Below are 25,171 nucleotides of genomic sequence, written 5' to 3'. Positions count from 1 at the left end.
GGCGACCGACGGGGAGGCCGGGCCGCATGCACACCTGAGAAAGAGCAGCATGCCCCGCTTCAGCATCATCGTCCCGTCCCACGGGGTCGCCGGCCGGCTGTCCCAGGCGCTGGACTCGGTCCTCGCCCAGTCCTTCGGCGACCTGGAGCTGATCCCGGTCTGCGACGCGCCCGACGCCCCGGCCGCCTCGGTCGCCGCCGCCTACGCCGAGCGGGACTCCCGGGTGATCCCGGTGCACTCCCCGCCGTCGGCCGGGCTGAGCGGTGCCCGCAACACCGGGATGCGGGCGGCGCACGGCACGTACCTGCTGTTCCTCGACGGCGACGACGTGCTGGTCCCGGGCGCGCTGGCACTGCTCGACGCCCGGCTCGCCGACACCGGCGACGTGGACGTCCTGTATGCCGAGCACGAGCGGACGCCCTGGTGGGAGGGCGAGCCGAGCAATCCGGCGGCCCCCCTGCTGGCGGGTGTCCCGGGCGGCGCGTTCGCCCCGGACCGGGCACCCCGGCTGACGGGCGTGGCCCTGCCGGCCTGGAGCGCGGCCTACCGCCGGTCCTTCCTTTCCGAACGGGAGCTGTCCTTTCCGGACGGGCACTTCACGGACCTCGGCTGGGGCGGCCTGACCACCGTCGCCGCCGAGCGGATCGCGGTGCTGCGCTCGGTGGTGGTACGGCACCGGCTGCGCCGGCAGGGCAGCCGGCTGAACCTGCCCGGACCGCACCAGCGGGACCTCCTCGACCAGGTGGAGCTGGTGCTGGAACGGGCCGCCGGGCTGCCGGGCGCGCGGGCGCGGGCGCTGTTCGAGCAGGTCTTCGGGGTGGTGCTGAAGACGGCCGCACGGCCGGACCGGATGCCGTCCGGGCACCGGGCGTTCTTCCGGCGGGCGGCACGGCTGCACCGCGCGCACCGGCCGGACGGGTTCCGGATGCCGGGCGGCAGCGTGGGGGTCCAGCACCGGCTCCTCGCGGCCGGCGCGTACACGGCGTTCCGCGTGCTGCGCGGTGCCAACCGGGTCGCGGCCGGGGCTGCCGGGCGGCTGCCGCGCCCGCACCTGCCGCTCACCCGGCTGCGCTACGCCCTCGACCTGCGCCGCCCGCTGGACGTGAACCTCGCCGTGTACTGCGCGTACTGGGGGCGCGGTTACGTCTGCAACCCGGCCGCGATCCACGCCGTGGCCCGTGAACTCGCCCCGCACATCCGCTCGGTGTTCCTGGTCGAGGCCGGTCAGGAACACACCGTGCCGCAGGACGTGGAGTACGCGGTGATCGGCAGCCGCCGGTACTGGCAGGTGCTGGCCCGCGCCAAGTACCTCGTCAACAACGCCAACTTCGCCGAGGGCGTCGTCAAGCGGCCGGGCAGCGTGCACGTCCAGACGCAGCACGGCACCCCGCTGAAGAAGATGGGCGTCGACCAGTCGACGTACCCGGTGGTCGCCGCCCGGTCCGGCAGCTTCACCAAGCTGCTCGGCCGCGTCGACCGCTGGGACTTCAACCTCTCCTCCAACCGCCACTCCACCCAGATGTGGGAGCGCGCCTTCCCCGGCTCGTACCGGACGCTGGAGTACGGCTATCCGCGCAACGACGTCTACTACACGGCGTCCGCCCGTGACGTGGTCCGGGCCCGCCGCAGGCTGGGGGTCCCCGACGGCCGGACGGCCGTGCTGTACGCCCCCACCCACCGCGACCACCACACCGGTTTCGAGCCGGGCCTCGACCTGGAGGCGTTCTGCGAGGCGGCCGGCGAGGACGTCGTCGTGCTGCTGCGCGCGCACTACTTCTACGACCGGGGAACCGGCCCGGACAGCGGCCGGGTCATCGACGTCACCGCGCACCGCTCCGCCGAGGAGGTGTGCCTGGCCGCGGACGCGCTGATCACCGACTACTCGTCCATCATGTTCGACTACGCCAACCTGGACCGGCCGATCGTCGTGTACGCCGACGACTGGGAGGTCTACCGGCAGACCCGGGGCGTCTACTTCGACCTGATGGCCGAGCCGCCGGGACCGGTCGCCCGCACCCCGGAGGAACTGGCCCGGATCTTCCGCGACGGCTCCTACCTGAGCGCGGAGTCCAGGCAGCTGCGGACCGAGTTCCGGGCGCGCTTCTGCCAGTTCGACGACGGCCTGGCCGCCGAGCGGGTGGTGCGGCGGGTGTTCCTCGGCCGGCCGCCGCAGGACATCCCGGCGGTGATCCCGCTCGCCGAACGTCTGCCCGCCCCGGCCGCGACCCTCGTCAGGAGCTGACCGTGCCCCGACTCAGCGTGATCATCCCCTGTTTCAGGGTGCAGGGCTTCCTCCGGGAGTGCCTCGACTCGGTCCTGGAGCAGTCCTGCCACGACATCGAGGTGATCGCCGTCGACGACCGGTCCCCGGACGGCTGCGGCGCGATCCTCGACGAGTACGCGGCCCGCGACCCGCGCGTCAGGGTCCTGCACCTGCCCGAGAACGTCGGCCTCGGCCGCGCCCGCAACGCCGGACTCCCCTACGCCACCGGTGACTTCCTGCTCTTCCTCGACAGCGACGACACCCTCACCCCGGGCGCGCTGGAAGCGGTCACCGACCGGCTGGCGGAGACCGGCGACCCGGACGTGCTGGTCTTCGACTACGCCCGCACCTACTGGTGGGGCGGGACCCGGCGCAACGCCCTCGCCGAGGTGCTCGGCATCACGTCGGAGGTCTTCACGGCGGCCGAACACCCCGAGATCCTGGATCTGTTGATGGTGGTGTGGAACAAGGTCTACCGCCGGTCCTTCGTCGAGGAGAACGGCTTCCAGTTCCCGCCGGGCTACTACGAGGACACCCCCTGGACCTTCCCGGTCATGCTCAGCGCGGCCCGGATCGCCACCCTCGACCGGATCTGCCTCAACTACCGCCAGCGCCGGCAGGGCAACATCCTCTCCACCACCAGCCGCAAGCACTTCGACGTCCACGACCAGTACCAGCGGGTCTTCGCGTTCGTCGACGCCCGCCCGGAGCTGGCGGGCTGGCGGCCCTACCTGCACCGGAAGATGGGCGAGCACTGCCTGGACATCCTCGCCAAGCCGGACCGGCTGCCGCCCGCCGACCGGGGCGAGTTCTTCCGGCGCACGGCGGAGCTGTACCGGGCGTTCCGGCCGGAGGGGGCCACGGAGGGCGGGGGCGACCTCGATGTGCTGGGCGGGTCGTACGCCTCGTACCGGCTGCGGCAGCAGGCGGCGCGGGCGGGCCGGGAGGGCGGGCGGCAGGCACTGCGGGTGCGGCAGGCGGCCCGGATCCGGGCCCGGCGCGCCCTGACCGGGCTGCGCGGCCTGCGCCCCCTGGACGAGGAGCTGGTCCTGTACTCGGCGGCCTCGCACCAGGGGCTGCGGGGCGACCCGGCGGCCGTGTACCGCGCGGCCCGGGAGATCGCCCCGCGGCTGCGCGGCGTCTGGGTGGTGCGGGACGCGGAGGTGGCGGCGGGGCTCCCGGCCGGTGTGGAGCATGTACTGCTGGACTCCCCGGAGTACCAGCGGCTGGCCGCCCGCGCGAAGTTCTTCGTCAACGACGTCAACTGGCCCGGCACGCTGGTGAAACGACCCGGCAGCGTGCACGTCCACACCCATCGGGGCACCCCGCTCAAGTACCTGGGCGCCGACCTGCTGGGCAAGCCCGGCGCCCGGCTGGGCTTCGACGTGCCGCAGATGCTGCGCCGGGCCGACCGCTGGGACCACAGCCTGGTCGCCAACCGGCACTCGGAGCTGGTGTGGGAGCGGGCCTACCCCTGTCACTTCGCGTCGGCCCGCACCGGCAGCCCGCGCAACGACGTCCTGGTCACCGGCGGCCGGACCGGTTTCCGGGACCGGTACGGCATTCCCGCCGCCCACACGGTGGTGCTGTACGCGCCGACCCGCCGCGACTACGTCCGGGGCGGGCACGTCGAGCGGATCGACCTGGCCCGGTTCGCCGCCGACCTGGGCGAGGGGCACACCCTGGTGGTCCGGCTGCATCCGGCCCTGGCGACCGGTCCGGCGCGCGGGACGGGCCTGGCCGAGCTGCACCGGCGCGGCATCGTGGTCGACGCGACCGGCGAACCGGACGTCGAGGAGGTCATGCTGGCCTCGGACGCCCTGGTCACCGACTACTCCTCCGTCATGTTCGACTACGCCAACCTGGACCGGCCGATCGTCGTGCACGCCGACGACTGGGCCGCGTACACGGCGAGCCGGGGCGCCTATCTCGACATCACCGCCGAGGCGCCGGGCCATGTCTCGCACTCCTACCGGGAGTTGGCCTGGCTGTTCGCCTCGGGCGGCTGGCGGGACGAGGAGTCGGCGCGACTGCGGGCCGACTTCCGGTCCCGGTTCTGCGAGTTCGACGACGGCCGGGCCGCCGAACGGGTGGTACGGACCCTGCTGCTGGGCGAGCCGATGCCGGAGCCGGCCCGGGTGCCCGGTCCGGCCGGCGCGCCCGATCTGCTGGCGTCGACGTGAGACCGCGCGCCTGGGTGCTGGTGCTGGCCGCCGTCTTCGCGGTGCTGCAACTCGCCGCCGTCACCGGCCGGGACACGCCCGACTCCAAGAACTACGTGTCGTACGCGCTGGCCCTGGCCGGGGCGGGCAAGCGGGAGGCGGCGGCCGAGACGGTGGACTGGGCGTGCGCGGGCGAGGGGGCGGCGGCGGAGCGCGCACAGCGGGTGGACGTACTGCGCTTCCACGCGCCGAGTCCGGCGGGCCGGGTGTCCGCGGACTGCCGGGCCGGTGAACTGCGGCGCGTGGAGCGGCGGTTGCGGGCCGGTGGTGCGCAGACGGACGGGCACATCGCGCCGTTCGTGGCCCCCCGGCTGCGGCGGATCTTCGAGGTGCGGCCGGGCTATCCGGTGTTCCTGGTGCCGTTCGTCACCGTGTTCGGGGTGACGTGGGGGGTGTGGCTGGCGAGCGTGCTGGCCGCGGGCGCGGGCGGGGTGCTGGTCTTCCTGGTGCTGCGGACGGTGGCGGTCCCGGTGCCGCTCGCGCTGACCGGGCAGGCCCTGTACTACGTCCTGCCGGTCGGCACGACCGCGATGCGGCCGATGGCCGAGGGTCTGCTGCTGGCCCTGACCCTGACGGCGGTGTGGGGCTGTGCGCTGGCCCTGACCGGGCGGACCCGGGCGGGAACGGCGCTGGTGGCGGGGGCGCTGGTGGCGCTGTTCACCGTGAAGCACTCACAGGCGCTCTTCCTCGGCGGGTGTCTGGCCGGGGCCGCGGCGGCGGTCGCGCTCTGGCGGCGCCGGCACGGCCGGGGACCCGGGCGCGCGGTGACCGTGATCGCGGCGGTGAGCTGCGGGGCGGTGGCCGGCACCCTGCTCCTCGCCCGGCTGCTGCGCTACCCCTCCGAGGCGGAGAGCGTGCAGGACCTGCTGACCGGCCACTACACCCACCCGGACCGGGCCCACCCCGGGCGGGAGTTCCTCCATCTGGAGTGGGACTTCTGGGTGGAGTGGCTGCGCCGGCAGCTGACGGAGCCGCTGTTCCCGGCCGCGCTGGCGGCCGGCGCGTGGGGCGCACGGCGGCGGCCCGCCTTCGGCGTCCTCCTGCTGGCGGCCGCCGCAACCGGGATCCTCACCCAGGCCGGCCACCCCGACATCACCATCGGCGGCGACCGGCTGATCGTGCTGGCCTGGCTGCTGCCGGTGGTGGGCGTGCCGCTGCTCCTCGAACCGCTGGCGCGGCGGCCGGCCCCGGTGCCCGCTCAGGGATCGCCCAGGGCGGTCGGCGTCACTCGATGAGGTGACGGGCGGCAACGCCGTGGGGGCGGACGGGAACACTCGGTGAATGGTCCCCCCTGTCCGTCTCCTCCGGTGAGTACCGGCGCCCTGCTCCGGCGCGCCACGCGTGGCTCCACCGCCCTGCGCGGCGGCCGGGTCCGCAGGCTCACTCCGTACCAGGTCTTCGGCCTGCTGTTCTGGCTGCTGATGACCCTGGCGTACTGGCGGGTGCCGCCGTGCTGCGAGGCCGGGCAGCACGCGGCGGCGGTGGCCCGGCTGCGAGCGGGGCTGACGGGCCCGGCCGTGTCCCCGTACGTGCTGGCGCAGGGTGCGCTCGCGCGGCTGACCGGGCTCAGCGGATGGCAGCTGCTGCGGGTGTGCGGCCCGCTGCACCTGCTGGTGCTGCTGACGGGCCTCGGCCGGCTGGTCCGGGTGCTCACCCCGCGTCCCTGGGCGCCGGTGCTGGCGCTGGCCTTCCTGTCCGTGCTCTGGGGGACGCGCCCGGCGTGGGGCGGGGGCTCGCTGGCCCTGCTGCCGCTGACCGGGAGCCTCGGCTACCCGTCCGCGTTGGCGCTCGGCCTCGCCTTCTGGGCCTGGGCGCTGACCGGCACCCGCGCCCGCGATCTGCGCCGGGTGCGCTATGTCGGTCCGAGCGGCCTGCGCAGCCTGTCCGGATACGCGGCCCTCGGTCTGCTGTACGGGGCGGTGGCGCTGATCGACCCGGTGACCGGGGTGGGCGCGGCGGCCGGGGCGGTGGCGTTCGCGGCGGGGTGGCAGCGGGGGTGGCGGGGCGCGGTGTGGGGGCGGTGGGCGCTGATGTGCGCGGTGGCGGCGGCCGTGCTCGTCCTCGGGGCACACGCGCGCGTGCTGCCGTCGTCGCCCTACGGGCCGTACGACGGGTTGAGCGGGCTGACCGGACTGTCCGGGCTGACCGGGTCGGTCGGGTGGACCGGGTGGACCGGGTCGGCCGACCGGTGCTGGCTGGCCCTGCTCGGGGTCCCGGCGCTGTGGCTGCGGGCCCGGCGGGCGGCCGGGGGACCGGCCGTGCGTGCCGCGCGGGGACCGGCCGGGCCGCTGTCGCGGAGTCGGGCGTGGGACGCGGCTGGGCCGGCATTTCGCGGCGCGGCCGGTCCGACGTGCGGTGGCGTGGCTGAGCCGGCGTTCGACGGCACCGCAGGGCCGGCTTCACGGCGATCGGCGCGGGGCGCGGGCGGAGCGGGCGGAGCGGCCGGAACGGGCAGAGCGGCCGGAACGGCGTCGCGAGGTTCGGCGGGCCTCGTGGGCTGGCGTGATCCGCTCGTACTGCTGTTCGTGTTGGAGTGTCTGGTGCTGGCGGGCGGCCGGCTCGTCGGCGTGCTCGGACTCGTGCTGGTGGCTCCGCAGTGCGCGCTCGCCGTGGAGCTGGCGGCACAGCGGCCCTGGCCCAGGTGGCGGCGGGCGCTCGGCTGGGCCACGGCCGGCGGGGTCTGCCTGGGGTTTCTGGCCGCGCAGGCCGGGGCGGTCGTACCGCGCTCGGTGGACCCGGTCGGCTTCGTCCAGCCGCCGCGCTGGCCGTCGTACGACTGGGCGGCCCGGCACATCGGCCCGGGGGAACCCGTGCTCACGGACGCGTACTACGCCGTCCGGCTGCTCCCCGGGTACGGCATCGACCTGACCGACGGCCAGGACCACCGCCCCCGGGTGCGCTGGCTGCTGCTGACGCGGCGGGAGCGGCTGCCCTCGGGGGCGGTGGTCGTGGACTGGAGCCGGCGGACCGGGGAGGTGCTCGCCCGGCTCACCCCGACGGGGGATGCGCCCCCGGTACCGCCTACTGCCCGACCGGCTCGATCCGCCCTTTCGGCCCGACCGGCTCGATCCGCTCGACCGACTCGTTCGGCTGGATCTACTCGTTCGACCGGATCTACTCGATGACGAGGTCGACCGGGATGTTGCCCTTGGTGGCCTTGGAGTAGGGGCAGAAGGCGTGGGCCTGGTGGACCAGCTTCTCGCCCGTCTCGTTGGCGAGCGCCTCGGGGAGCTCGACGCGCAGGGTGACCTTGAGCGCGAAGCCGCCGTCGGACTCGTCCTTGCCGATGCCGACCTCGGCGGTCACGGAGATCTCACCGGTGTCGACCTTGGCCTGGCGGCCGATGGCGCCGAGGGCGCTGGCGAAGCAGGCGGCGTAACCGGCGGCGAAGAGCTGCTCGGGGTTGGTGCCCTGGCCGTTGCCGCCCAGCGCGGGCGGGAACGCCAGCGTGAGGTCCAGCTGCCCGTCCGAGCTGACCGCCCGTCCTTCCCGGCCGGTGGCGGTGGCGGCTGCCGTGTAGATGGCGTCCATGGAAGACCATCCCTCTCGATGTACTCGAAGTATCGGTGTTCCGGCGGCTCCCGTTCCGGCCGCCCTCACGGCCATAAGTAGAGCACACGATTTAATTGTGCACAACTAAATGACCCGCAAGCGCTACGATTGAGCCATGACCGCGACGACCCCGACTCCCTCCCCCGAGGCAGAGTGGCTCCGTCTGGACCGCCAGATCTGCTTCTCCCTGCACGCCGCGTCCCGCGCCTTCAACAGCGTCTACCGCGTGATCCTCAAGGATCTCGGTCTCACCTACCCGCAGTACCTGGTGATGCTGGTGCTGTGGGAACAGGGCGATCTGCCGGTCAAGAAGCTCGGCGAACACCTGCGCCTGGACTCCGGCACCCTGTCGCCGCTGCTCAAGCGCCTGGAGGCGGCAGGCCTGGTGCACCGGGAGCGCAGCGCGCGGGACGAACGCTCGGTGGAGGTGCGGCTGACGCAGCAGGGGGCCGCGCTGAAGGAGCGGGCACTGGAGGTGCCGCGCCGGATCGTGTCGGCGACGGGGTTCGACGTGGACGAGATCCGGGACCTGAAGGCACGCCTGGACCAGCTGACGGGGACGCTGGACGCAGCCGCCTCGGAAGAGGGCACGAACTAGGGCCTGTCTGCGGCCTTCAGGGACGCGGGACCGTGGTCGATGCGCGGCCGCCGTCGCGTGGGCGCGGCCGGCCTCCGTCGCCCCGCACCGCGGACTCGGCCGAACCCACCCGGATCGGCCGCACGTACAGCCGCAGCGCGATCCGGTCGATCACCATCTCCTGCCGCAGCACGAACTGCTGGTTCAGCACGGCGAACTTGGCCCGCTCCGTCCCCAGCCGCGGCCGATACCCCCTCACCAGCGCGTACTTCTCCATCACGGCCCACACCTCGTCGGCCCCCGCCAACCGCCGTCGCAGCACCCCCTCCTTCACCTCACGCCCGTACAACGTCCCGGACTGCGCCCCCGGCTCGGCCAGCGCGACGTCCCGCGTGCCCTTGAAGTCGGCGGGATACGCGAGTTCCGCACCGCGCGCGTGGGCCGGCAGGAACAGCACGGGGTCGCCGGGCCGCAGCGCACGGGCCACGGCCGCCGCGATCGCGCCGAGGTCGTCGGGACGGGTGCCCGGCACCCGGTCCGTCCGCAGCAGCGGGACCTGGTGGGTGAAGGCGAGGGCGATCGCCAGGACCCCGGCCAGGGTGAGCGCCGGCCACCGGGGCGCGGTCGCCGTGGCGCGGGACCGGAGCCGTAGTCGGAGCCGTAGTCGGAGCCCGAGCCGTAGTCGGAGCCGTAGTCGGAGCCGGCCGAGCATCCCGGCGACCCGGTCCGCGCCGAGCGCCACCAGCAAGGGCGCCCCGGCGAGCGCGTAGAGCACGTACCGGTCGACGTACAGCGGGGTGAGCTGCGAGGCCAGCATCAGCGCCACCGGCGGCAGCACCGCGAGCGGCAGCGCCACTGCCGCGAGGGTCACCTCACCGCGCCGGCCCACCAGCCGCGTCAGTCCGAGCAGCCCGAGCGCCAGGCACGCCCAGTACACCCCGTCGGTCGGTCCGAGGTACTGGCGCAGCAGCTCCTGGGCGGTCTCCACGTCCGGCTCCCGCAGCCAGGCCACCTGGGCCGACTGTCCGTGCGAGACCACGACCATCGGCAGCAGCGACAGCGCCACGCCCCCGGCCGCGCAGCACCACCCCCGCCACACCCTTCCCGACGAACGGGACAGCGCCAGGGTTCCCGCGTGCGCGAGCAGCAGCAGGACGGCGAACTCGTGCAGCCAGCAGGTGACTCCGAGCACGGTGCCGTACCAGATCCAGGCCCGTCGCCCCTCCCCCCGGACCGCCCGCACGAGGAGCAGCGTCGCGCCGGTGGCGCCCGCGGCGACCAGGGCGTACGAGCGGCCCTCCTGCGCGTAGTGACCGACCAGCGGGGTGACCGCGTACAGCAGCCCGGCCCACAGGCCGACGCGCGGCCGGGCCAGGCGGGCGCCCAGGGCGGCGACCAGAGCCGCGGTGCCGGCGGCCGCGCACACCGAGGGCAGCCGGAGGACGACCTCGCCCGGGTGGCCGGGATCGCAGGCGAGGACGACGTGCATCAGCAGGTAGTACAGGCCGTGCACCGCGTCCACGCCGTGCAGCAGCCGCCAGATCTGCGGCACCGTGCGCCGGGCGACCTGGTAGGTGACGGCCTCGTCGCGCCACATGCCGCCGCGGTGCAGCCCCCACAGTCCTACCGCGAGCATCACCGCGGCCGGGACGGCCACGGTGAGCACCCGGACGGCCCCCGGCCACCGGGACGGACCGCCCGGCGGGCGCGGCCGGCTCCGTGGCGCCGACCGGCCGTCCTGAGCTGTTCGCGTCGTGTGCGGATGTGCTTTTACGAGAGGCCCGATAGTCACCACGGCCCGATCTTTTGCGATTAGCCAACCTTTGCCGGGTATTGACGGCGTATCGGCATGGATACACCATCCGCGCGGCTTACGCTCGCCGTTGATGAATCGCCGCCCGTTCTTCCCGCTCCCGCGCGTCCCGTTCGCCCCGGCTGTTCGACTCCTGCGGCTCCGCCGCCCATCCGACCTCCCTCGCCTCCTCCGCCTCCTCCGTCTCCTCTGCCTCGCCGTCACCTGGGTCACCACGCGCGCGCTGATGCTGTGGCTCCTCGCCCACAACAACGAGCGGACCCTGGGTCACGGAGCGGTCGCGCGCGAAGTGTGGCGGCTGTACTTCCACTGGTACGGCGTGCTGTCGCACGGCGCCTTCCCGGCGCACGACACGTTGTGGCAGTACCCGCCGGGCGCCGGCGCGGTGCTGTTCGCGCCGGGCCTGGTGCCCGGACTGAGCTACTTCCAGGCGTTCGTGGCGCTCACCCTGGCCACCGACGCCCTGATCACGGCGGCGCTCGCCCGCGCGGGCACGCGTCCCGGCCGCACCCTGCTCGGCGCGGCCTTCTGGACCGGCGGTCTGCCACTGCTGCTGCACCTCCCGCTCGCCCGTTACGACGTCGAGGTCACCGCCTTCGCCGTGTTCTCCCTGCTGGCGCTGGAACGCTCCACGCGCGCGTGCGGTGCGCTGGCGGCGCTGGGCGCGTTGGTGAAGGTGTGGCCGGCGCTGGTGCTGCTGGGCCTGGCGCCCGGCCGCCCGACCCGCACGGCATGGCTGTCGGCGGCCCTGACGGGGACCGTCGCCTTCGCCGCCTTGGTGGTGTCGTTCCGCAACCCGCTGGCCTTTCTCCGTCAGCAGGGCGGCCGGGGCGTGCAGGTCGAGTCGCTCGGCGGGACCGCGCTCAGCCTCGCGCGGCACGCCGGCTGGCCGGGCACGACCCGCTACCAGTACGGCGCCATCGAACTGGTCGGGCCGCATGTGCGCGCGGTCGCGACCGTCTCCCTGGCGCTCACCGCGGCGGCCTTCGCGCTGCTCCTGCTGTGGCGGGTGCGCGCCCGGCACTGGACCCCGGCCACCCCGTACGACGCGGCACTGAGCGCCGTGCTCCTGTTCACCGTCACCAGCCGGGTGATCAGCCCGCAGTACATGATCTGGCTGCTCGGCCTGGCCGCCGTCGCCCTGTCCGCACGGCACACCACCCAGCGTCCGGTCGCCGCGCTGATCGCGGCGGCGACCGCGCTCAGCGCCGTCGCCTACCCGGCGTTCTACGCCGAGGTCGTCCAGTGCACCTGGACCGGCTGTCTGCTGATGCTCGCCCGCAACGGCCTGCTGGCCAGCGCCGCCGTGCTCTCCCTCACCCGGCTGTGGCGCGCCACCCGCCGCCGGCAGAGCACGTCACGTGTCCTCGCGGGGACGGCGGGGCAGGTGGGCCGTCCGCGGATGTCGGCGGCACCTGCTTCACTGAGGGGTGACCACGGCTGACGAACACCACGGGCCAACTCACGGAGGGGACGGCCACACATGACCTGGCTGATCACCGGCGGCGCCGGTTACATCGGGGCGCATGTCGTACGCGCGATGACGGCGGCGGGCGAGCGGACGGTGGTGTACGACGACCTGTCCTCCGGTATCGCGGAGCGCCTGCCGGAGGACGTGCCCCTCGTGACGGGCTCCACGCTCGACGGTGAGAAGGTCGCGCGCGTGCTGGCCGAGCACGAGGTGACCGGGGTCGTACACCTGGCGGCGAAGAAGCAGGTGGGCGAGTCGGTGGCTCGTCCGCTGCACTACTACCACGAGAACGTCGAAGGCCTGCGGGTCCTCCTGGAGGCGGTGACGGAGGCGCAGGTCGCCTCCTTCGTCTTCTCCTCCTCCGCGGCGGTCTACGGCATGCCGGACGTCGACCTGGTGACGGAGGAGACGCCGTGCGTGCCGATGTCGCCGTACGGCGAGACGAAGCTCGCGGGCGAGTGGCTGGTCCGCGCGACGGGCCGGGCCACAGGCCTCGCCACGGCCTCGCTCCGCTACTTCAACGTGGCCGGCGCGGCCCGCCCCGAACTGGCCGACGTGGGCGTGTACAACCTCGTCCCGATGGTCTTCGAGAGGCTCACGGAGCACGCGCCGCCGCTCATCTTCGGCGACGACTACGCGACACCGGACGGCACCTGCGTCCGCGACTACATCCACGTGGTGGACCTCGCCGAGGCCCATGTCGTCGCGGCTCGCGCCCTCCAGGCCGAGCCGGGCCGCGAACTGACCCTCAACATCGGGCGCGGCGAGGGCGTCTCGGTCCGCGAGATGATCGACCGCATCAACGCGGTCACCGGCCACGCCCTGCCCGCGACCGTCGCCCCGCGCCGCCCCGGTGACCCGGCACGGGTGGTCGCCTCCGCCGACCGCATCACGACGGAACTGGACTGGAAGCCCAGGCACGACGTCCAGGACATGATCACCTCCGCCTGGGAGGGCTGGCTGCGCCTGCACCCCGAGGCGACCCGGGGCTGACCCCGTAGCCTGCGGGCATGCCTCCCTCGTCCCGCCCCGACCGCGCCCTGGGCGCCGTCATCGGTTCGGCCGTCGGTGACGCCCTGGGCGCACCCTTCGAGTTCGGTCCCGAGCATGCCTTCTCCGCACGGTTCCCGACGGCGGGCCATGGCGGTGAGATGTGCTGCGGACGGCGGACCTGGTGGCGCTGACCCGGCGCCTGGGGGCCTGAGGACCCGTCAGTCCAGGGGTCTGCGGGCCCGCTTGAGTTCCTCGGAGATCGACCAGGCGTCCGCCACCGGGCCCATGTGGCCGAGTTTGTCGGGGTTGAGTACCAGCCGGATCGCCTGGACCCGGCCGTCGAGGATGTCGAGGGAGAACGTCTGGAGGACCTTGCCGTGGCGGTCACGGAAGATCGCGCCGGGCTGGCCGTTGACCTCGTGCCGCTCGCAGGTCACCTCGATCCTGGCCAGCACCGGGAAGACGGCGGCGAGGAGGCGGGCCACGTGCTGGGCGCCCAGGACCGCGCGGGCCAGTTGCGGGGCCTTGCCGCCGCCGTCGCCGACCAGCGACACGTCGGCGGCGAGCAGGTCCTGGAGGCCGGCCAGGTCGCCTTCCTGGAGGGCGTCGAAGAAGCGTGCGGCCAGTTCGTCGCGTCCCCTGCGGTCCGCCTCGAAGCGGGGGCGGCCCTCGGCCATGTGGCGCCGGGCCCGGACCGCCAGCTGCCGGCAGGCGGCCTCCGAACGGCCCACCGCCGCCGCGACCTCGGGGAAGCCGAAGTCGAACACCTCGCGCAGGACGAACACCGCGCGTTCCAGGGGGCTCAGCCGCTCCAGGAGCAGCAGGGCCGCCATCGACACCGAGTCGGCCAGCTCCGCCGACCGCACCGGGTCCTCGTAGGGGTCGGCGAGCAGCGGTTCGGGGAACCACGGGCCGACGTACTCCTCGCGCCGGACCCGGGCCGAGCGCAGTACGTCGATCGAGATCCGGGTGACCGTGGCCGACAGGAAGGCCTTCGGCGACCTGATCTCCGCCGGTGAGCCCGCGAAGCGCAGCCAGGCCTCCTGGACGGCGTCCTCGGCCTCGCCGACGCTGCCCAGGATCCGGTACGCGATCGAGAACAGCATCGGCCGCAGCTCCTGGAACTCCTCGGTCCGGTTCTCCATGTGCTCCGCCCCTCCCCCTCGCCCTGCCTGTCCCGTCCTGTCCCGTCAGAAGGAGCCCGGTCCGAACCGGCCCACCGCGACGACCAGCGCGAGCGCGAGATAGACCAGGTTCAGCGCCACGAACGCCCGCTCGCCGCGCCGCCCGTGCGTGATCGACGCACCGGTCATCAGCAGCACCCAGGCACCGGCCGTCACCGGCACCAGGACCGGCGCGATGCCAGTGACGGCGGGCAGGACCAGCCCCGCCGCGGCCAGCAGTTCGAGTATGCCGAGCGTCCGCACGAAGCCGTCGCCGACGTCGCCGGTCCAGCCGCCGCCGTGGGCCGCGGCCAGCCTCTCCCGCGGCACGAACGTCTTGCTGACCCCGCCGACCAGCGCCACCGCGGCGAGCAGTCCGGCGGCGATCCACAGCGTGAGGTTCATCGTCCACTCCCTGATCGAGGATGCCTGCACCCTCTACGACGAGACGGCCGCCCCGCCCGTGACATCCCCACGGCCCGGGACCGTTGACACCCCCACGGCCAAGGACCGCCGACATCCCTACGGCCAGGGACCGTTGACACCCCCGCGGTCGGCACCGCCCGGCGGATCGCGCCGCGGACAGACGCGAGGCCTCCCACACCCCCTGCGACAGCGCCGTCACTCGCCGACGCCACCGGCCCCGCGGCCTGGAGACACCCCCACCACATCACCCGGACGTCGCCCGCCGCGGCAGCGGCTGATCAGGCCCGGTCCCCTCCGCCCTGCGGCCGCACAGTCCTCCCGGGACCCCGCGCACCCCGGCCGTCGGCCACCGCCGCCGTGCCGCGGCTCGAACCGCCGGACGGCCCCCGGCTCACAGCGCCTTGAGCGCCTCCGTCGTCCCGTGGGCCAGCGCCGCCAGGTAGCCCTTGGGCAGCTTCGGGGTGCGGATCACCACCGAGCGCCAGTACAGCGGGCCGGAGATCAGGTCCATGGCCAGGTCGTCGTCGATGCTCTCGGCGAGTTCACCGCGCCGCTGCGCCGCCTCGATGATCTTGCTGGCGACACCCTCCTGGCCCTCGCGCAGCGTCTTCTGCATGGCCTCGGCGATATCGGGGTTGCGGGCCGCCTCGGCCTGGAGGTCCGGGATGATCTGCGAGGCGACCGGATGGCGCAGCGCGCGGGAGGTGACCTCGTACAGCAGTCGCAGGTCGCCCTCCAGGGAGCCGGTGTCGGGCACCGGCAGGCCCAGCACGGCGAGGGCCGAGACGACGTCGAGGACCAGGTGCAGCTTGGAGCGCCAGCGGCGGTAGACCGCGGTCTTGCCGACACCGGCCCGGCGTGCGATGCCCTCGATGGACATCCGGGCATACCCGACCGCCGCGAGCTCCTCGAAGACGGCGGCTCGGATGGCCTCGGTCACGTCCTCTCGGAGGACGGCCGCCCCGGCGGGGGCTCGTCGGCGCGGACGCGTCTGGGACTCCTCGGCGTTCGTCGTCATGCCTCCAGCATAGGGGCGTAACGACGAAACGGTTGCGTTCCGACGACGTTCCGACACGCCGCGTCCACCCGAACGCCGCAGCACGGACCCGCTGAACACACCCCAGCTCACCGCCGTACCGAACACGTGTCCGCACCGCACAGCAACGAATCGGTCGCGCCCCGACCTCGAACGCGTTACGGCACACAGGCAACCGTGACGACGAAACGGTTGCGTTCCGACGCCGAATCGGCCTACGCTCCCGTTGCGACGATACGGTCCCGTCCCGACGTAAGAAAACGTGAAGAGAAGCGTAAGGAAACTTCGGATGACGGGCCCGGCGCCAGCCGGACGCCGCAGCATCCCCACCCCCCGAGTGAAAGCAGCGGATGTGACCCAGGTTCTCCACACACCGCCCCCGGCCCCGGTCACGGCCGAGGACGACCTCGCGGCGCTCGCCGCCCGGTACGGACTCTCGGTCAGCGGTGCCCGTCCCTCTCTGCCGGCGTACATCCGCCAGCTGTGGGCGCGGCGGCACTTCATCGTCGCGTTCGCCACCGCCAAGCTCACCGCGCAGTACGCGCAGGCGAAGCTCGGCCAGGTCTGGCAGGTCATGACCCCGCTGCTGAACGCGGCCGTCTACTACTTCATCTTCGGTGTGCTGCTCGGCACCAAGCGTGGCGTGCCGGACTACATCCCGTTCCTGGTCACGGGCGTGTTCATCTGGACGTTCACGCAGAGCTCGATCATGGTCGGCACCCGCGCGATCTCCGGCAACCTCGGCCTCGTCCGCGCCCTGCACTTCCCGCGCGCCGCGCTGCCGATCTCCTTCTGCCTCCAGCAGCTCCAGCAGCTGCTGTTCTCGATGGCCGCCCTGGTCGTCATCCTGCTCTGCTTCGGCGTTCCGGTGGCCGCCTCCTGGCTGCTGGCGATCCCGGCGCTGATCCTGCAGTTCAGCTTCAACGCCGGCATTGCGATGATCATGGCCCGGTGGGGTGCCAAGACCCCGGACATCGCCCAGCTGATGCCGTTCGTGCTGCGTACCTGGATGTACATCTCCGGCGTCATGTGGAACATCGACAAGCTGACCAAGAACCACCACGGTCTGCCGACCTGGGTGAACCCGGTGCTCAAGGGCAACCCGGCCGCCGTCTACATCGACCTGATGCGCTACGCGCTGATCGACAGCTTCCACTCCAGCCAGCTGCCCCCGCACGTGTGGATCCTCGCGACCGGCTGGGCCGTGCTCTTCGGTGTCGGCGGCTTCATCTACTTCTGGAAGGCTGAGGAGACGTACGGCCGTGGCTGAGAACGTGAGCGACACCCCCATCCCCACCGTCGTCGCCGACAGCGTCGACATCGTCTACCGGGTCAACGGCACCGGCGCCGGACGCGGCTCCGCCACCGCCGCCCTCAACCGGATCCTGCGCCGCAAGAACGCCGAGAAGGCGGCGGGCACCCGCACGGTGCACGCGGTCAAGAACGTCTCCTTCGTCGCCTACAAGGGCGAGGCGATCGGTCTCATCGGCACCAACGGCTCCGGCAAGTCGACCCTGCTCAAGGCGGTCGCCGGCCTGCTCCCGGTGGAGCACGGCGCGATCTACACCGACGGCCAGCCCTCCCTCCTCGGCGTCAACGCGGCCCTGATGGGCGACCTGACCGGCGAGAAGAACGTCTACCTCGGCGGCCTCGCCATGGGCATGTCCCGGGAGGAGGTCAAGGAGCGCTACCAGGACATCGTCGACTTCTCCGGTATCAACGAGAAGGGCGACTTCATCACCCTCCCGATGCGCACCTACTCCTCCGGCATGGGCGCCCGGCTCCGGTTCTCCATCGCCGCCGCCAAGGACCACGACGTCCTGCTCATCGACGAGGCCCTGGCCACCGGTGACGCGTCCTTCCGCATGCGGTCCGAGGAGCGCATCCGCGAGCTGCGCCAGCACGCGGGCACGGTGTTCCTGGTCAGCCACAACAACAAGTCCATCCGCGACACCTGCGAGCGGGTGCTGTGGCTGGAGCGGGGTGTGCTGCGCATGGACGGGCCGACCGAGGACGTCCTCGCGGAGTACGAGGCCTTCACCGGCGACAAGTCCGACAAGCCGAAGACCGCTCCGAAGCCGAAGCCGAAGGCCGCCGCCCAGCCCTCCTGAGGCGGAGCGAGCAGACCTCGCAGACCCGGCAGACCCACGACCGCGAGCCGCGCCGTTGCTACACGGCGCGGCTCGCGTCCGTCTGGAAGACCCACGTCCGGTAGACGAGGAAGCGGAAGGCGGAGGCGAGCACGATCGACAGCGCCTTCACCACGTTGGATTCCAGCGGCCCCGCGAGACCGAGACCGTGATAACCGGCATAGAACAGACCGCTTTCCAGTACGACGCCCACACCGCTGAACACGAAGAAAAGTGCGATCTGCTGTCGTGTGCGCGAGGCCCGGTCGCGATAGGCGAAAAAACGGAAGCCCACGTAATTGGTCGCCATCGCCATGCAGCTGGCCGCCACCGTCGCCGTCATGGCCGGCCAACGCGGGCCGTGCAGCAGCAGGTTGAAGGCCAGGAAATTGACGAGGACACCGCTGCCGCCGACGACCCCGAATTTCACGACTTCGAGGACGACCCGCGGGACCGGCCGCCCCACCGTGAGTTGCACTGTCACACGGCAGACCTTATCCGAGGTGTCCCGATTAGCAGGAAACGGTAAATTCACCGTCCATTTCTCCCTGGATATCGGCAAGAACAGGCACCGGCAGGGAGGAAAGGAAAGAAAGGCGCCCCGGACCTTCACCGGCCCGGGGCGCCTTTCATGTCGTACGACTGACTCGTACTGCTCTCTCGTACCGCTACGCGTGCGTGCGCAGCAGCGTCCGCATCGTCCGCATGGCCACCGAGAGGTTGGCCAGGTCGAAGGAGTCCGAGCTGCGGATCTCCTCCAGGGTGGTCCGGGCCCGGCCCAGGATCGCGGAGTTGTTCTGCTCCCAGGCCTCGTAACGCTGCTCGGGGGTCGACGTGCCGTTGCCCGCGGCGAGCACGTCGGCGGTGAGCATCGCGTGGGCCGCGTACAGGTCCTCGCGGATGGAGGCGCGGGCCATCGACTGCCAGCGGTCGGCGCGCGGGAGCTCGATGATGCGGTCCATCAGCTGGGTGACGCCGAGCCGGTCGGCGAGGTCGTAGTAGACCTCGGCGACGTCCAGCGGCTCCTTGCCCGTGCGGTCGGCCACCGAGACGATGTCCAGCGCCGGGAAGGCCGAGGAGAAGCCGGCCACGCGGGTGGCGACCTCGTCGGGCACACCGGCGCCCGACAGCTCGTCGTACACGTGCTGGTACCACTCCAGGTCCGCGCCGCGCAGCAGCTTCGGCAGCTGCTGCCAGACCTGTTCGACCCGCTCGGAGAAGAAGTCGACGGTCTCCAGCAGTTGGAGCGGCTGCGGCCGGTTGTTGAGCAGCCAGCGGGTGCCACGCTCCACCAGGCGGCGGGAGTGCAGCCGGATCCGGGTCTGGACGGCCGCGTCGACCGTGTTGTCCAGCTCCTCGACCGCGTCCCACACCGGGGCCGAGCGGAAGATCGCGCGGGCCGCGGTCTGCGCCCGGACGATCTCCTCCAGGGACGCCCCGGTCTCCTCGCGCAGCCGGTGCAGGTAGGTCGTGCCACCGGTGTTGACGGTGTCGTTGACCAGGACCGTGGTGGTGATCTCGCGGCGCAGCGGGTGGGTGGCGAGCGCGGCGGCGAACCGCTCGCGCAGGGCCGTCGGGAAGTAGGCGTGCAGCAGGCTGCTCAGGTACGGGTCGTCCGGCAGTGTGGTGGCCAGCAGCTCGTCGGCGACCGTGATCTTCGTGTACGCCAGCAGGACGGCCGTCTCCGGGCCGGTCAGGCCCTGGCCGGTGCCGATGCGCTCGCGGATCTGGCGGTCGGTGGGCAGGAACTCCAGGGCCCGGTCGAGATGGCCTTCCCTGACCAGGTGGCGCAGGAAGCGCTGCTGGGCGTGGAGCATGTCCCCGGACTGGGCGAGGGCGTTGGCGATCGCCACGTTCTGCGCGTAGTTGTTGCGCAGCACCAGGGCGCCGACCTCGTCGGTCATCTCGGCGAGCAGCTTGTTGCGCTGCTTGACCGTCATGTCGCCGTCCGCGACCACACCGTTGAGCAGGATCTTGATGTTCACCTCGTGGTCGGAGGTGTCCACGCCGGCGCTGTTGTCGATGGCATCGGTGTTGATCTTTCCGCCCTGGCGGGCGAACTCGATCCGGCCGAGCTGGGTCAGGCCCAGGTTGCCGCCCTCGCCGACGACCTTGACACGCAGGTCGGCGCCGTCGACGCGGATGGCGTCGTTGGCCTTGTCGCCGACGTCCGCGTTGGACTCGGTCGACGCCTTGACGTAGGTGCCGATGCCGCCGTTCCAGAGCAGGTCGACCGGCGCCGCCAGGATCGCCTTCATCAGGTCGGCCGGGGTCAGCTTGGCGACCTTCTCCTCGATGCCGAGCGCCTCGCGGATGTGGCCGTTGACCGGGATGGCCTTGGCGCTGCGCGGGAAGATCCCGCCGCCCGCCGAGAGCAGGTCGGTGTCGTAGTCGCCCCAGCTGGAGCGGGGCAGGTCGAACAGGCGGCGGCGCTCGGCGAAGGAGGTGGCCGCGTCCGGGTTCGGGTCGATGAAGATGTGCCGGTGGTCGAAGGCGGCGACCAGGCGGATGTGCTCGGACAGCAGCATGCCGTTGCCGAACACGTCACCGGACATGTCACCGATGCCGACGACCGTGAAGTCCTCGGTCTGGGTGTCGGTGCCCAGCTCCCGGAAGTGCCGCTTCACGGACTCCCAGGCGCCGCGCGCGGTGATGCCCATGCCCTTGTGGTCGTAGCCGGCGCTGCCGCCGGAGGCGAAGGCGTCGCCGAGCCAGAAGTTGTAGCTGCCCGCGACCTCGTTGGCGATGTCGGAGAACGTCGCCGTGCCCTTGTCGGCCGCGACCACCAGGTAGGTGTCGTCCTCGTCGTGCCGGACCACGTCCTGCGGGGGCACGACATCGCCGGCCACCATGTTGTCGGTGATGTCGAGCAGCGCCGAGATGAACGTCTTGTAGCTGGCGATGCCCTCGGCCAGCCACGCGTCCCGGTCCTTCGCCGGGTCCGGCAGCTGCTTGGCCACGAAGCCGCCCTTGGCGCCGACCGGCACGATGACGGTGTTCTTCACCATCTGTGCCTTGACCAGGCCGAGGATCTCGGTGCGGAAGTCCTCTCGCCGGTCGGACCAGCGCAGACCGCCTCGCGCGACCTTCCCGAAGCGCAGGTGCACACCCTCGACCCGCGGCGAGTACACCCAGATCTCGAACGCCGGGCGGGGCGCCGGGAGGTCGGGGATGGCCTGCGGGTCGAACTTCATGGAGACGTAGGCGTGCGGGGCGCCGTCGACCGTCTCCTGGAAGAAGTTGGTGCGCAGCGTCGCCTTGATGACGGTCAGGAAGGAGCGCAGGATGCGGTCCTCGTCGAGGCTCGCCACCTGGTCCAGCGCCGCGTCCAGCTCCTCCAGCAGGGCGTCGGTGATCTCCAGGCCGGCCTTCTGGCGGTCCGGTGACATCCGCGCCTCGAACAGGGAGACGAGCAGCCGGGTGGTGTGGACGTTGTTGCGGAGCGTCGTCTCCATGTAGTCCTGGGAGAACGTGGAAGCGGCCTGCCGCAGGTACTTCGCGTACGCCCGCAGCACCATCGCCTGGCGCCAGCTCAGCCCGGCGCTCAGCACCAGCGCGTTGAAGCCGTCGTTCTCCGCCAGGCCGGTCCAGGTGGCCGCGAAGGCGTCCTGGAAACGCTCCCGGCCGTCGTCGCCCAGGTAGTCGCCGTTGCTGCCGCCGGACACCTTCGGCATCCGCAGCCCGAAGTCGTAGATCCACGCGGTCGTCCGGTCCGCGCAGCGCAGTTCGTACGGCCGCTCGTCGATCACCTCGACGCCCAGCCGGTTCAGCACCGGCAGCACCGCCGACAGGGAGATCGCCGCGCCCTTGCGGTAGATCTTGAACCGGCGCTCGCCCGGGGCGGCGCCCACCGGCTCGTAGAGGCTGAGCGCGAAGTCGTTGCCCGCCTCCTCGGTGAGCCGCTCCAGGTGGACCAGGTCGGCGACCGCCGCGCGCGGGGTGTGGTCGGCCTTGTAGCCCTCGGGGAAGGAGTTCGTGTAGCGGCGCAGCAGCTCGGCCGCCCGCTCCTCGCCGCACTCGGCGTTGAGCGCCTCGGCGAAGCCGTCGGCCCAGGAGCGGGCCGCCTCGACCAGACGGGCCTCGATACGGTCCTTGTCGGCGTCGGACAGCTCGGGCAGCTCGGTGCCCTGCGGGACCCGGACCACGAAGTGCAGCCGGGAGAGGATCGACTCGGTGTTCCAGGCCGTGAAGTCGACGCTGGTGCCGCCGAGCTCCTCCTTCAGGATGTCGATGATCCGCAGCCGGACACCGGTGGTGTAGCGGTCGCGCGGAAGGTAGACGAGGGCCGAGTAGTAGCGGCCGTACTCGTCCTGGCGCAGGTACAGCCGCAGCCGGCGGCGCTCCTGGAGGTACAGCACGCTCGTGACGATGGACTCCAGCTCCGGGACCGGGGTCTGGAACATGTCGTCGCGCGGGTAGGTCTCCATGATCTGCATCAGGTCACGGCCGTCGTGGCTGTTGGGCGAGAAGCCCGCCCGCTCCAGCACGGCGTCGACCTTGCGCCGGATGACCGGCACCCGGCGCACCGACTCGGTGTAGGCGGCGGACGAGAACAGGCCCAGGAAGCGCCGCTCACCCACCACGTTGCCGTCCGCGTCGAACTTCTTGACGCCGACGTAGTCCAGGTACGACGGCCGGTGCACGGTCGCCCGGCTGTTCGCCTTGGTCAGGACCAGGAGCTTGTGCTCACGGGCCTTGGCGCGCGCGTCGGCCGGGAGCCGCTCGAAGGAGGGGCTGACCGGGTGGCCCTCGTCGCCGGCGTGCTGCGGGTCGGAGCGCAGGATGCCGAGGCCGGTGCCGGGCACGGCGGCCAGCGAGTCGTCGTCGCGCAGCTGGTACTCGCGGAAGCCGAGGAAGGTGAAGTGGTCGGCGGCCAGCCAGCGCAGCAGCTCGCGGGCCTCCTCGACCTCGGGGCGCGGCAGGTCGGCGGGGACCGGTTCCTCGCCGAGCTGCTCGGCGACGCGGACGGCGCCCTCGCGCATCTTCTCCCAGTCCTCGACGGCCTCGCGGACGTCGGAGAGCACGCGCAGCAGGTCGGCGGTGATCTGCTTGAGGTCGGCGCGGTCGGTCTCGCGGTCGATCTCGACGTGGATCCAGGACTCGATGTGCGTGTCGTGGGGCAGTTCCTCGTCGGCCGGCGGGGTGGGCAGCACCTCGATCATCTTGCCGGTGAGGTCGCGGCGGACCACGAACTGGGGGTGGATGACGACGTGGATGCCGCGTCCCTGCCGGGTCAGCTCATTGGTGACCGAGTCCACGAGGAAGGGCATGTCGTCGGTGACGACCTCCACCACGGTGTGGCTGCACGTCCACCCGTTCTCCTCGACGGTCGGGGTGTGGACCCGGACGTTCGCGGTGCCCTGCGGGCGGTTCTCGGCGAGACGGTAGTGCGAGACGGCGGCGCCGAAGACGTCGACCGGGTCGCGGTCGGCGAGGTCCTCCGGTGCGGTGTGCAGGTAGTAGCGCTGGAGGAACGCGAAGACGGACTCCTGATCCGCCGTTCCCGTCGTCCCAGTCGGTAGGTGCCCCCCGGCCGGGCTGTTCTCAGCTACCCGGGCGGCCCGATCGAGCAGCTCGGCCTTGGCTTCGTCCAGCTTGGTCTGCATGGTCCTCTGGCTCCTGTCGCGCGCCATTGCGTGACGTAGAAGGAAGTACGGGCTCTTCCCACTGCGGCTCGACGCCACGGCCGGGTTCTCCGGTCTGCTCCGACGCTATGCCGCATGGGGAGACGAGCGGGGGGTATTGAGCCATCTTTGAGCTGCTCGGCAGGTGTGACGCTGCTCTCGGCAGCGAACCCGCCAGGGCCGCTTTCGGCGCCCTCCGCCCGGGAAGACCAGCGACCGCCGCCCGGTCACGGAGGTGCTCCGTGCAAACCGGGCGCAGGGCAGGGGCACCGATGCCCCCGCGAACTATCGCGCTGATCACGCCACCAGGCTATCGCTCTCCACCGGGGGGTCGTCATGAGCCGTATGTGTACAAAAGCGGGGGTGGAACTTTGACGTTCTGCACAGAGACGCCGCGCCGGCCCGGCTGACATGCGGGGCACGCCACTCAGCTGCGGGCAGGCGTGCCGCAGGGCGGCACGGGTGGGCGCAGCGGCACCCGGCAAGCGCCCCACCCCCGGCCCCGGCCCACCGGCACCGGCTCACGCCACCAGTCGCTCCGCCTCCTCGACCGCCTCCGCCAGGGAGTCCACGACCGGCACCCCGACCTCCTCCAGACTGGCTCTGCCGTGCGACCCCCCGGTGTACAGCACCGCTCTCGCCCCCACCGCCCGCGCCGCCACCGCGTCGTCCGCCGCGTCCCCGATCACCACGGTCCGGCCGGGCTCCACATCCGCCAGCTGCCGCAGGTGCCGCACCATGTGCTCGGCCTTGCTGCCCCCGGACGGCCCGGTCCGTCCCTCCACCCGTACGAAGTGCGGCTCGATTCCGAACCCCCGCACCAGCGGAACCAGTTCGTCATGCACGTACATGCTCAGCAGCGACTGGCTGCGCCCCGCCGAACGCCACCCGGCCAGCAGCTCCGCCGCCCCGTCGGTCAGCCCGCACCGGCCCCGGTGCTCGGCGTAGTAGCGGTGGAAGATCTCGTCCATGACCTCCCACTCGGCCTCCGTCGGAAGCCGCCCCATCAGCCGCTCGTAGAACCTCGGCACCGGCACGCAGTACAGCGCCCGGTACTGCTCCAGTGTGATCGGCGCCAGGCCCAGCTCGGCCGAGGCCGCGTTCGTCGCCCCGATGATCGCGTCGTTGTCGTGGAACAGCGTCCCGTTCCAGTCCCAGACAATGTGTGCGCTTTCGTGCTTCCCCATGCCAAAAACGCTACCCGCCACCACTGACAATCAAGACCACCGGCACATCACCGCAGGCCACAGCCGTCCGGCGGGCTCCAGCCGGGCCCCGTCGGCCCCCGTCGGCCCCGCTCAGCCGCCGAAGACCACCAGGTTCGGGATCTCCTGCGTGGCGTACCAGAGCAGTTCGTGGTCCTCGGCCCCGTCCACGACGAACTGCGCGTCGTCGTCCCCGCCGTCCGCCGCCTCCAGCGCGTCGGCCGCCGCCGTCACGTCCTCGTCCGCGTCGTCGGAGTCGACGTGCACCGAGGCCGCCTTGGCCAGCGCCACCGTCCCGGTCACCCGGACCTCGCCGAGCGCCGCCGGGTCCAGCCCGCGGTCCGGGTCGGCCGCCGCCGCGCCGTCGGGGACGTCCACGGCGACCACGACCCGGCGCCGCATCGCGTCCGGGTCCGCGGCCAGCAGCCGCAGGGAGGCCAGCGCGGCCCGGTTGAGCGCGGCGTACTCCAGTTCCTCCATGTCGTCGGAGAGGTACCACTCGCGCAGCGCGGGCGTGACGGCGTAGGCGACGAAGGGACCGGTCCCCAGTTCGCCCGTCTTGTGCGCCTCGGCAAGCCCGGGGAGGGTCAGGGGGACGTAGACGCGCATGGCTGGCCGCTCTCTTCCGGACTCTTCGACTCGGCGTCCCCGGCAGGTTCTGGCGCCTCCCGGAGGGCCTTCAGGATACGTGCGGGCG

Annotated in this window: 18 protein-coding genes and 1 pseudogene; 10 read left to right on the top strand and 9 right to left on the bottom strand. The window is 72.4% G+C overall.

Translation table 11 applies throughout. The annotated features are described in order from the left end of the window. Positions 1 to 49 precede the first annotated feature (49 nt). From IEZ11_RS41305 to IEZ11_RS41290, 4 genes are all read left to right on the top strand, one after another. Positions 50 to 2,242, top strand: a complete 2,193-nt coding sequence (locus IEZ11_RS41305; RefSeq protein WP_189268203.1) for a bifunctional glycosyltransferase family 2 protein/CDP-glycerol:glycerophosphate glycerophosphotransferase — start codon at positions 50 to 52, stop codon at positions 2,240 to 2,242. Positions 2,243 to 2,244: 2 nt separating this feature from the next. Next, the gene (locus tag IEZ11_RS41300) at positions 2,245 to 4,446 is read left to right on the top strand and encodes a bifunctional glycosyltransferase/CDP-glycerol:glycerophosphate glycerophosphotransferase (RefSeq protein WP_189268202.1); all 2,202 of its coding nucleotides are present in this window, start codon (positions 2,245 to 2,247) and stop codon (positions 4,444 to 4,446) included. Further along, the gene (locus tag IEZ11_RS41295; RefSeq protein ID WP_189268201.1) at positions 4,443 to 5,720 is read left to right on the top strand and encodes a hypothetical protein; all 1,278 of its coding nucleotides are present in this window, start codon (positions 4,443 to 4,445) and stop codon (positions 5,718 to 5,720) included. Before IEZ11_RS41300 ends, IEZ11_RS41295 begins: the two co-directional genes overlap by 4 nt. A gap of 72 nt (positions 5,721 to 5,792) precedes the next feature. Then, positions 5,793 to 7,610, top strand: coding sequence for a hypothetical protein (locus tag IEZ11_RS41290; RefSeq protein WP_189268200.1), 1,818 nt, complete (start codon positions 5,793 to 5,795; stop codon positions 7,608 to 7,610). Here IEZ11_RS41290 and IEZ11_RS41285 read toward each other — a convergent pair. Beyond that, entirely contained in the window at positions 7,600 to 8,016 is a 417-nt protein-coding gene (locus tag IEZ11_RS41285; protein WP_189268199.1) for an organic hydroperoxide resistance protein, read from the bottom strand. The genes IEZ11_RS41290 and IEZ11_RS41285 overlap by 11 nt on opposite strands. A 136-nt stretch (positions 8,017 to 8,152) precedes the next feature. Between IEZ11_RS41285 and IEZ11_RS41280 the strand changes: the two genes are divergently transcribed. Continuing rightward, positions 8,153 to 8,635, top strand: a complete 483-nt coding sequence (locus tag IEZ11_RS41280; RefSeq protein WP_189268198.1) for a MarR family winged helix-turn-helix transcriptional regulator — start codon at positions 8,153 to 8,155, stop codon at positions 8,633 to 8,635. Between the two features lie 16 nt (positions 8,636 to 8,651). On the opposite strand, the gene IEZ11_RS41275 is transcribed toward IEZ11_RS41280, so the two are convergent. After that, positions 8,652 to 10,271 carry a glycosyltransferase family 39 protein gene (locus IEZ11_RS41275; protein ID WP_373295037.1) on the bottom strand — a complete coding sequence of 540 codons (1,620 nt, stop codon included), beginning with the start codon at positions 10,269 to 10,271 and terminating at the stop codon, positions 8,652 to 8,654. Between the two features lie 382 nt (positions 10,272 to 10,653). Here IEZ11_RS41275 and IEZ11_RS41270 point away from each other — a divergent pair, with 382 nt between their 5' ends. The 3 genes and pseudogenes from IEZ11_RS41270 to IEZ11_RS41260 all read left to right on the top strand — a co-directional run. After that, positions 10,654 to 11,871, top strand: coding sequence for a glycosyltransferase 87 family protein (locus tag IEZ11_RS41270; protein WP_229713676.1), 1,218 nt, complete (start codon positions 10,654 to 10,656; stop codon positions 11,869 to 11,871). 39 nt (positions 11,872 to 11,910) lie between these two features. Beyond that, a complete protein-coding gene (gene galE / locus IEZ11_RS41265; protein WP_189268196.1) occupies positions 11,911 to 12,891 on the top strand; it encodes a UDP-glucose 4-epimerase GalE in 981 nt (326 codons plus the stop codon). A 17-nt stretch (positions 12,892 to 12,908) separates the two neighbouring features. Further along, positions 12,909 to 13,061: pseudogene (locus tag IEZ11_RS41260) on the top strand (ADP-ribosylglycohydrolase family protein); the annotation flags it as partial. Positions 13,062 to 13,109: 48 nt separating this feature from the next. Here the strand turns inward: IEZ11_RS41260 and IEZ11_RS41255 are convergent. The 3 genes from IEZ11_RS41255 to IEZ11_RS41245 form a co-directional block, all read right to left on the bottom strand. Then, positions 13,110 to 14,036 (bottom strand): RNA polymerase sigma-70 factor, encoded by a 927-nt coding sequence (locus IEZ11_RS41255; RefSeq protein WP_189268195.1) that lies wholly within the window; start codon positions 14,034 to 14,036, stop codon positions 13,110 to 13,112. A 45-nt stretch (positions 14,037 to 14,081) separates the two neighbouring features. After that, positions 14,082 to 14,459 carry a DoxX family protein gene (locus IEZ11_RS41250; RefSeq protein ID WP_189268194.1) on the bottom strand — a complete coding sequence of 126 codons (378 nt, stop codon included), beginning with the start codon at positions 14,457 to 14,459 and terminating at the stop codon, positions 14,082 to 14,084. Positions 14,460 to 14,871: 412 nt separating this feature from the next. Beyond that, the gene (locus IEZ11_RS41245) at positions 14,872 to 15,498 is read right to left on the bottom strand and encodes a TetR/AcrR family transcriptional regulator (RefSeq protein ID WP_189268193.1); all 627 of its coding nucleotides are present in this window, start codon (positions 15,496 to 15,498) and stop codon (positions 14,872 to 14,874) included. 370 nt (positions 15,499 to 15,868) lie between these two features. Between IEZ11_RS41245 and IEZ11_RS41240 the strand changes: the two genes are divergently transcribed. Both IEZ11_RS41240 and IEZ11_RS41235 read left to right on the top strand, forming a co-directional pair. Beyond that, positions 15,869 to 16,786, top strand: a complete 918-nt coding sequence (locus tag IEZ11_RS41240; RefSeq protein WP_189268192.1) for an ABC transporter permease — start codon at positions 15,869 to 15,871, stop codon at positions 16,784 to 16,786. Next, positions 16,779 to 17,627 carry an ABC transporter ATP-binding protein gene (locus IEZ11_RS41235; protein WP_189268191.1) on the top strand — a complete coding sequence of 283 codons (849 nt, stop codon included), beginning with the start codon at positions 16,779 to 16,781 and terminating at the stop codon, positions 17,625 to 17,627. The genes IEZ11_RS41240 and IEZ11_RS41235 overlap by 8 nt, the downstream gene beginning before the upstream one ends. 58 nt (positions 17,628 to 17,685) lie before the next feature. Here the strand turns inward: IEZ11_RS41235 and IEZ11_RS41230 are convergent, their stop codons facing one another. The 4 genes from IEZ11_RS41230 to IEZ11_RS41215 all read right to left on the bottom strand — a co-directional run bounded on the left by IEZ11_RS41230 (position 17,686) and on the right by IEZ11_RS41215 (position 25,083). Then, positions 17,686 to 18,129, bottom strand: a complete 444-nt coding sequence (locus IEZ11_RS41230) for a GtrA family protein (RefSeq protein WP_189268190.1) — start codon at positions 18,127 to 18,129, stop codon at positions 17,686 to 17,688. A gap of 184 nt (positions 18,130 to 18,313) precedes the next feature. Further along, on the bottom strand, positions 18,314 to 23,251 hold the full coding sequence (locus tag IEZ11_RS41225; RefSeq protein ID WP_189268189.1) for an NAD-glutamate dehydrogenase: 4,938 nt from the start codon (positions 23,249 to 23,251) through the stop codon (positions 18,314 to 18,316). A 539-nt stretch (positions 23,252 to 23,790) separates the two neighbouring features. After that, positions 23,791 to 24,456: an HAD family hydrolase gene (locus tag IEZ11_RS41220; protein WP_189268188.1), complete on the bottom strand. Its 666-nt coding sequence runs from the start codon at positions 24,454 to 24,456 to the stop codon at positions 23,791 to 23,793. Positions 24,457 to 24,567: 111 nt separating this feature from the next. Next, positions 24,568 to 25,083, bottom strand: a complete 516-nt coding sequence (locus IEZ11_RS41215) for a DUF6912 family protein (RefSeq protein WP_189268187.1) — start codon at positions 25,081 to 25,083, stop codon at positions 24,568 to 24,570. Between the last annotated feature and the right edge of the window lie 88 nt (positions 25,084 to 25,171).

The sequence above is a fragment of the Streptomyces fuscichromogenes genome (genome assembly GCF_014645815.1).
Lineage (GTDB): Bacteria > Actinomycetota > Actinomycetes > Streptomycetales > Streptomycetaceae > Streptomyces > Streptomyces fuscichromogenes.
The sequence above is the reverse complement of the archived record's forward strand: the minus strand, read 5'-3'. Positions and strand labels throughout refer to the sequence as shown.

Coding starts and splice junctions, on each gene's coding strand:
- IEZ11_RS41305 (WP_189268203.1), top strand. CDS start 50: ATGCCCCGCTTCAGCATCATCGTCCCGTCCCACGGGGTCGCCGGCCGG.
- IEZ11_RS41220 (WP_189268188.1), bottom strand. CDS start 24,456: ATGGGGAAGCACGAAAGCGCACACATTGTCTGGGACTGGAACGGGACG.
- IEZ11_RS41280 (WP_189268198.1), top strand. CDS start 8,153: ATGACCGCGACGACCCCGACTCCCTCCCCCGAGGCAGAGTGGCTCCGT.
- IEZ11_RS41270 (WP_229713676.1), top strand. CDS start 10,654: ATGCTGTGGCTCCTCGCCCACAACAACGAGCGGACCCTGGGTCACGGA.
- IEZ11_RS41225 (WP_189268189.1), bottom strand. CDS start 23,251: ATGCAGACCAAGCTGGACGAAGCCAAGGCCGAGCTGCTCGATCGGGCC.
- galE (WP_189268196.1), top strand. CDS start 11,911: ATGACCTGGCTGATCACCGGCGGCGCCGGTTACATCGGGGCGCATGTC.
- IEZ11_RS41245 (WP_189268193.1), bottom strand. CDS start 15,498: ATGACGACGAACGCCGAGGAGTCCCAGACGCGTCCGCGCCGACGAGCC.
- IEZ11_RS41215 (WP_189268187.1), bottom strand. CDS start 25,083: ATGCGCGTCTACGTCCCCCTGACCCTCCCCGGGCTTGCCGAGGCGCAC.
- IEZ11_RS41250 (WP_189268194.1), bottom strand. CDS start 14,459: ATGAACCTCACGCTGTGGATCGCCGCCGGACTGCTCGCCGCGGTGGCG.
- IEZ11_RS41255 (WP_189268195.1), bottom strand. CDS start 14,036: ATGGAGAACCGGACCGAGGAGTTCCAGGAGCTGCGGCCGATGCTGTTC.
- IEZ11_RS41285 (WP_189268199.1), bottom strand. CDS start 8,016: ATGGACGCCATCTACACGGCAGCCGCCACCGCCACCGGCCGGGAAGGA.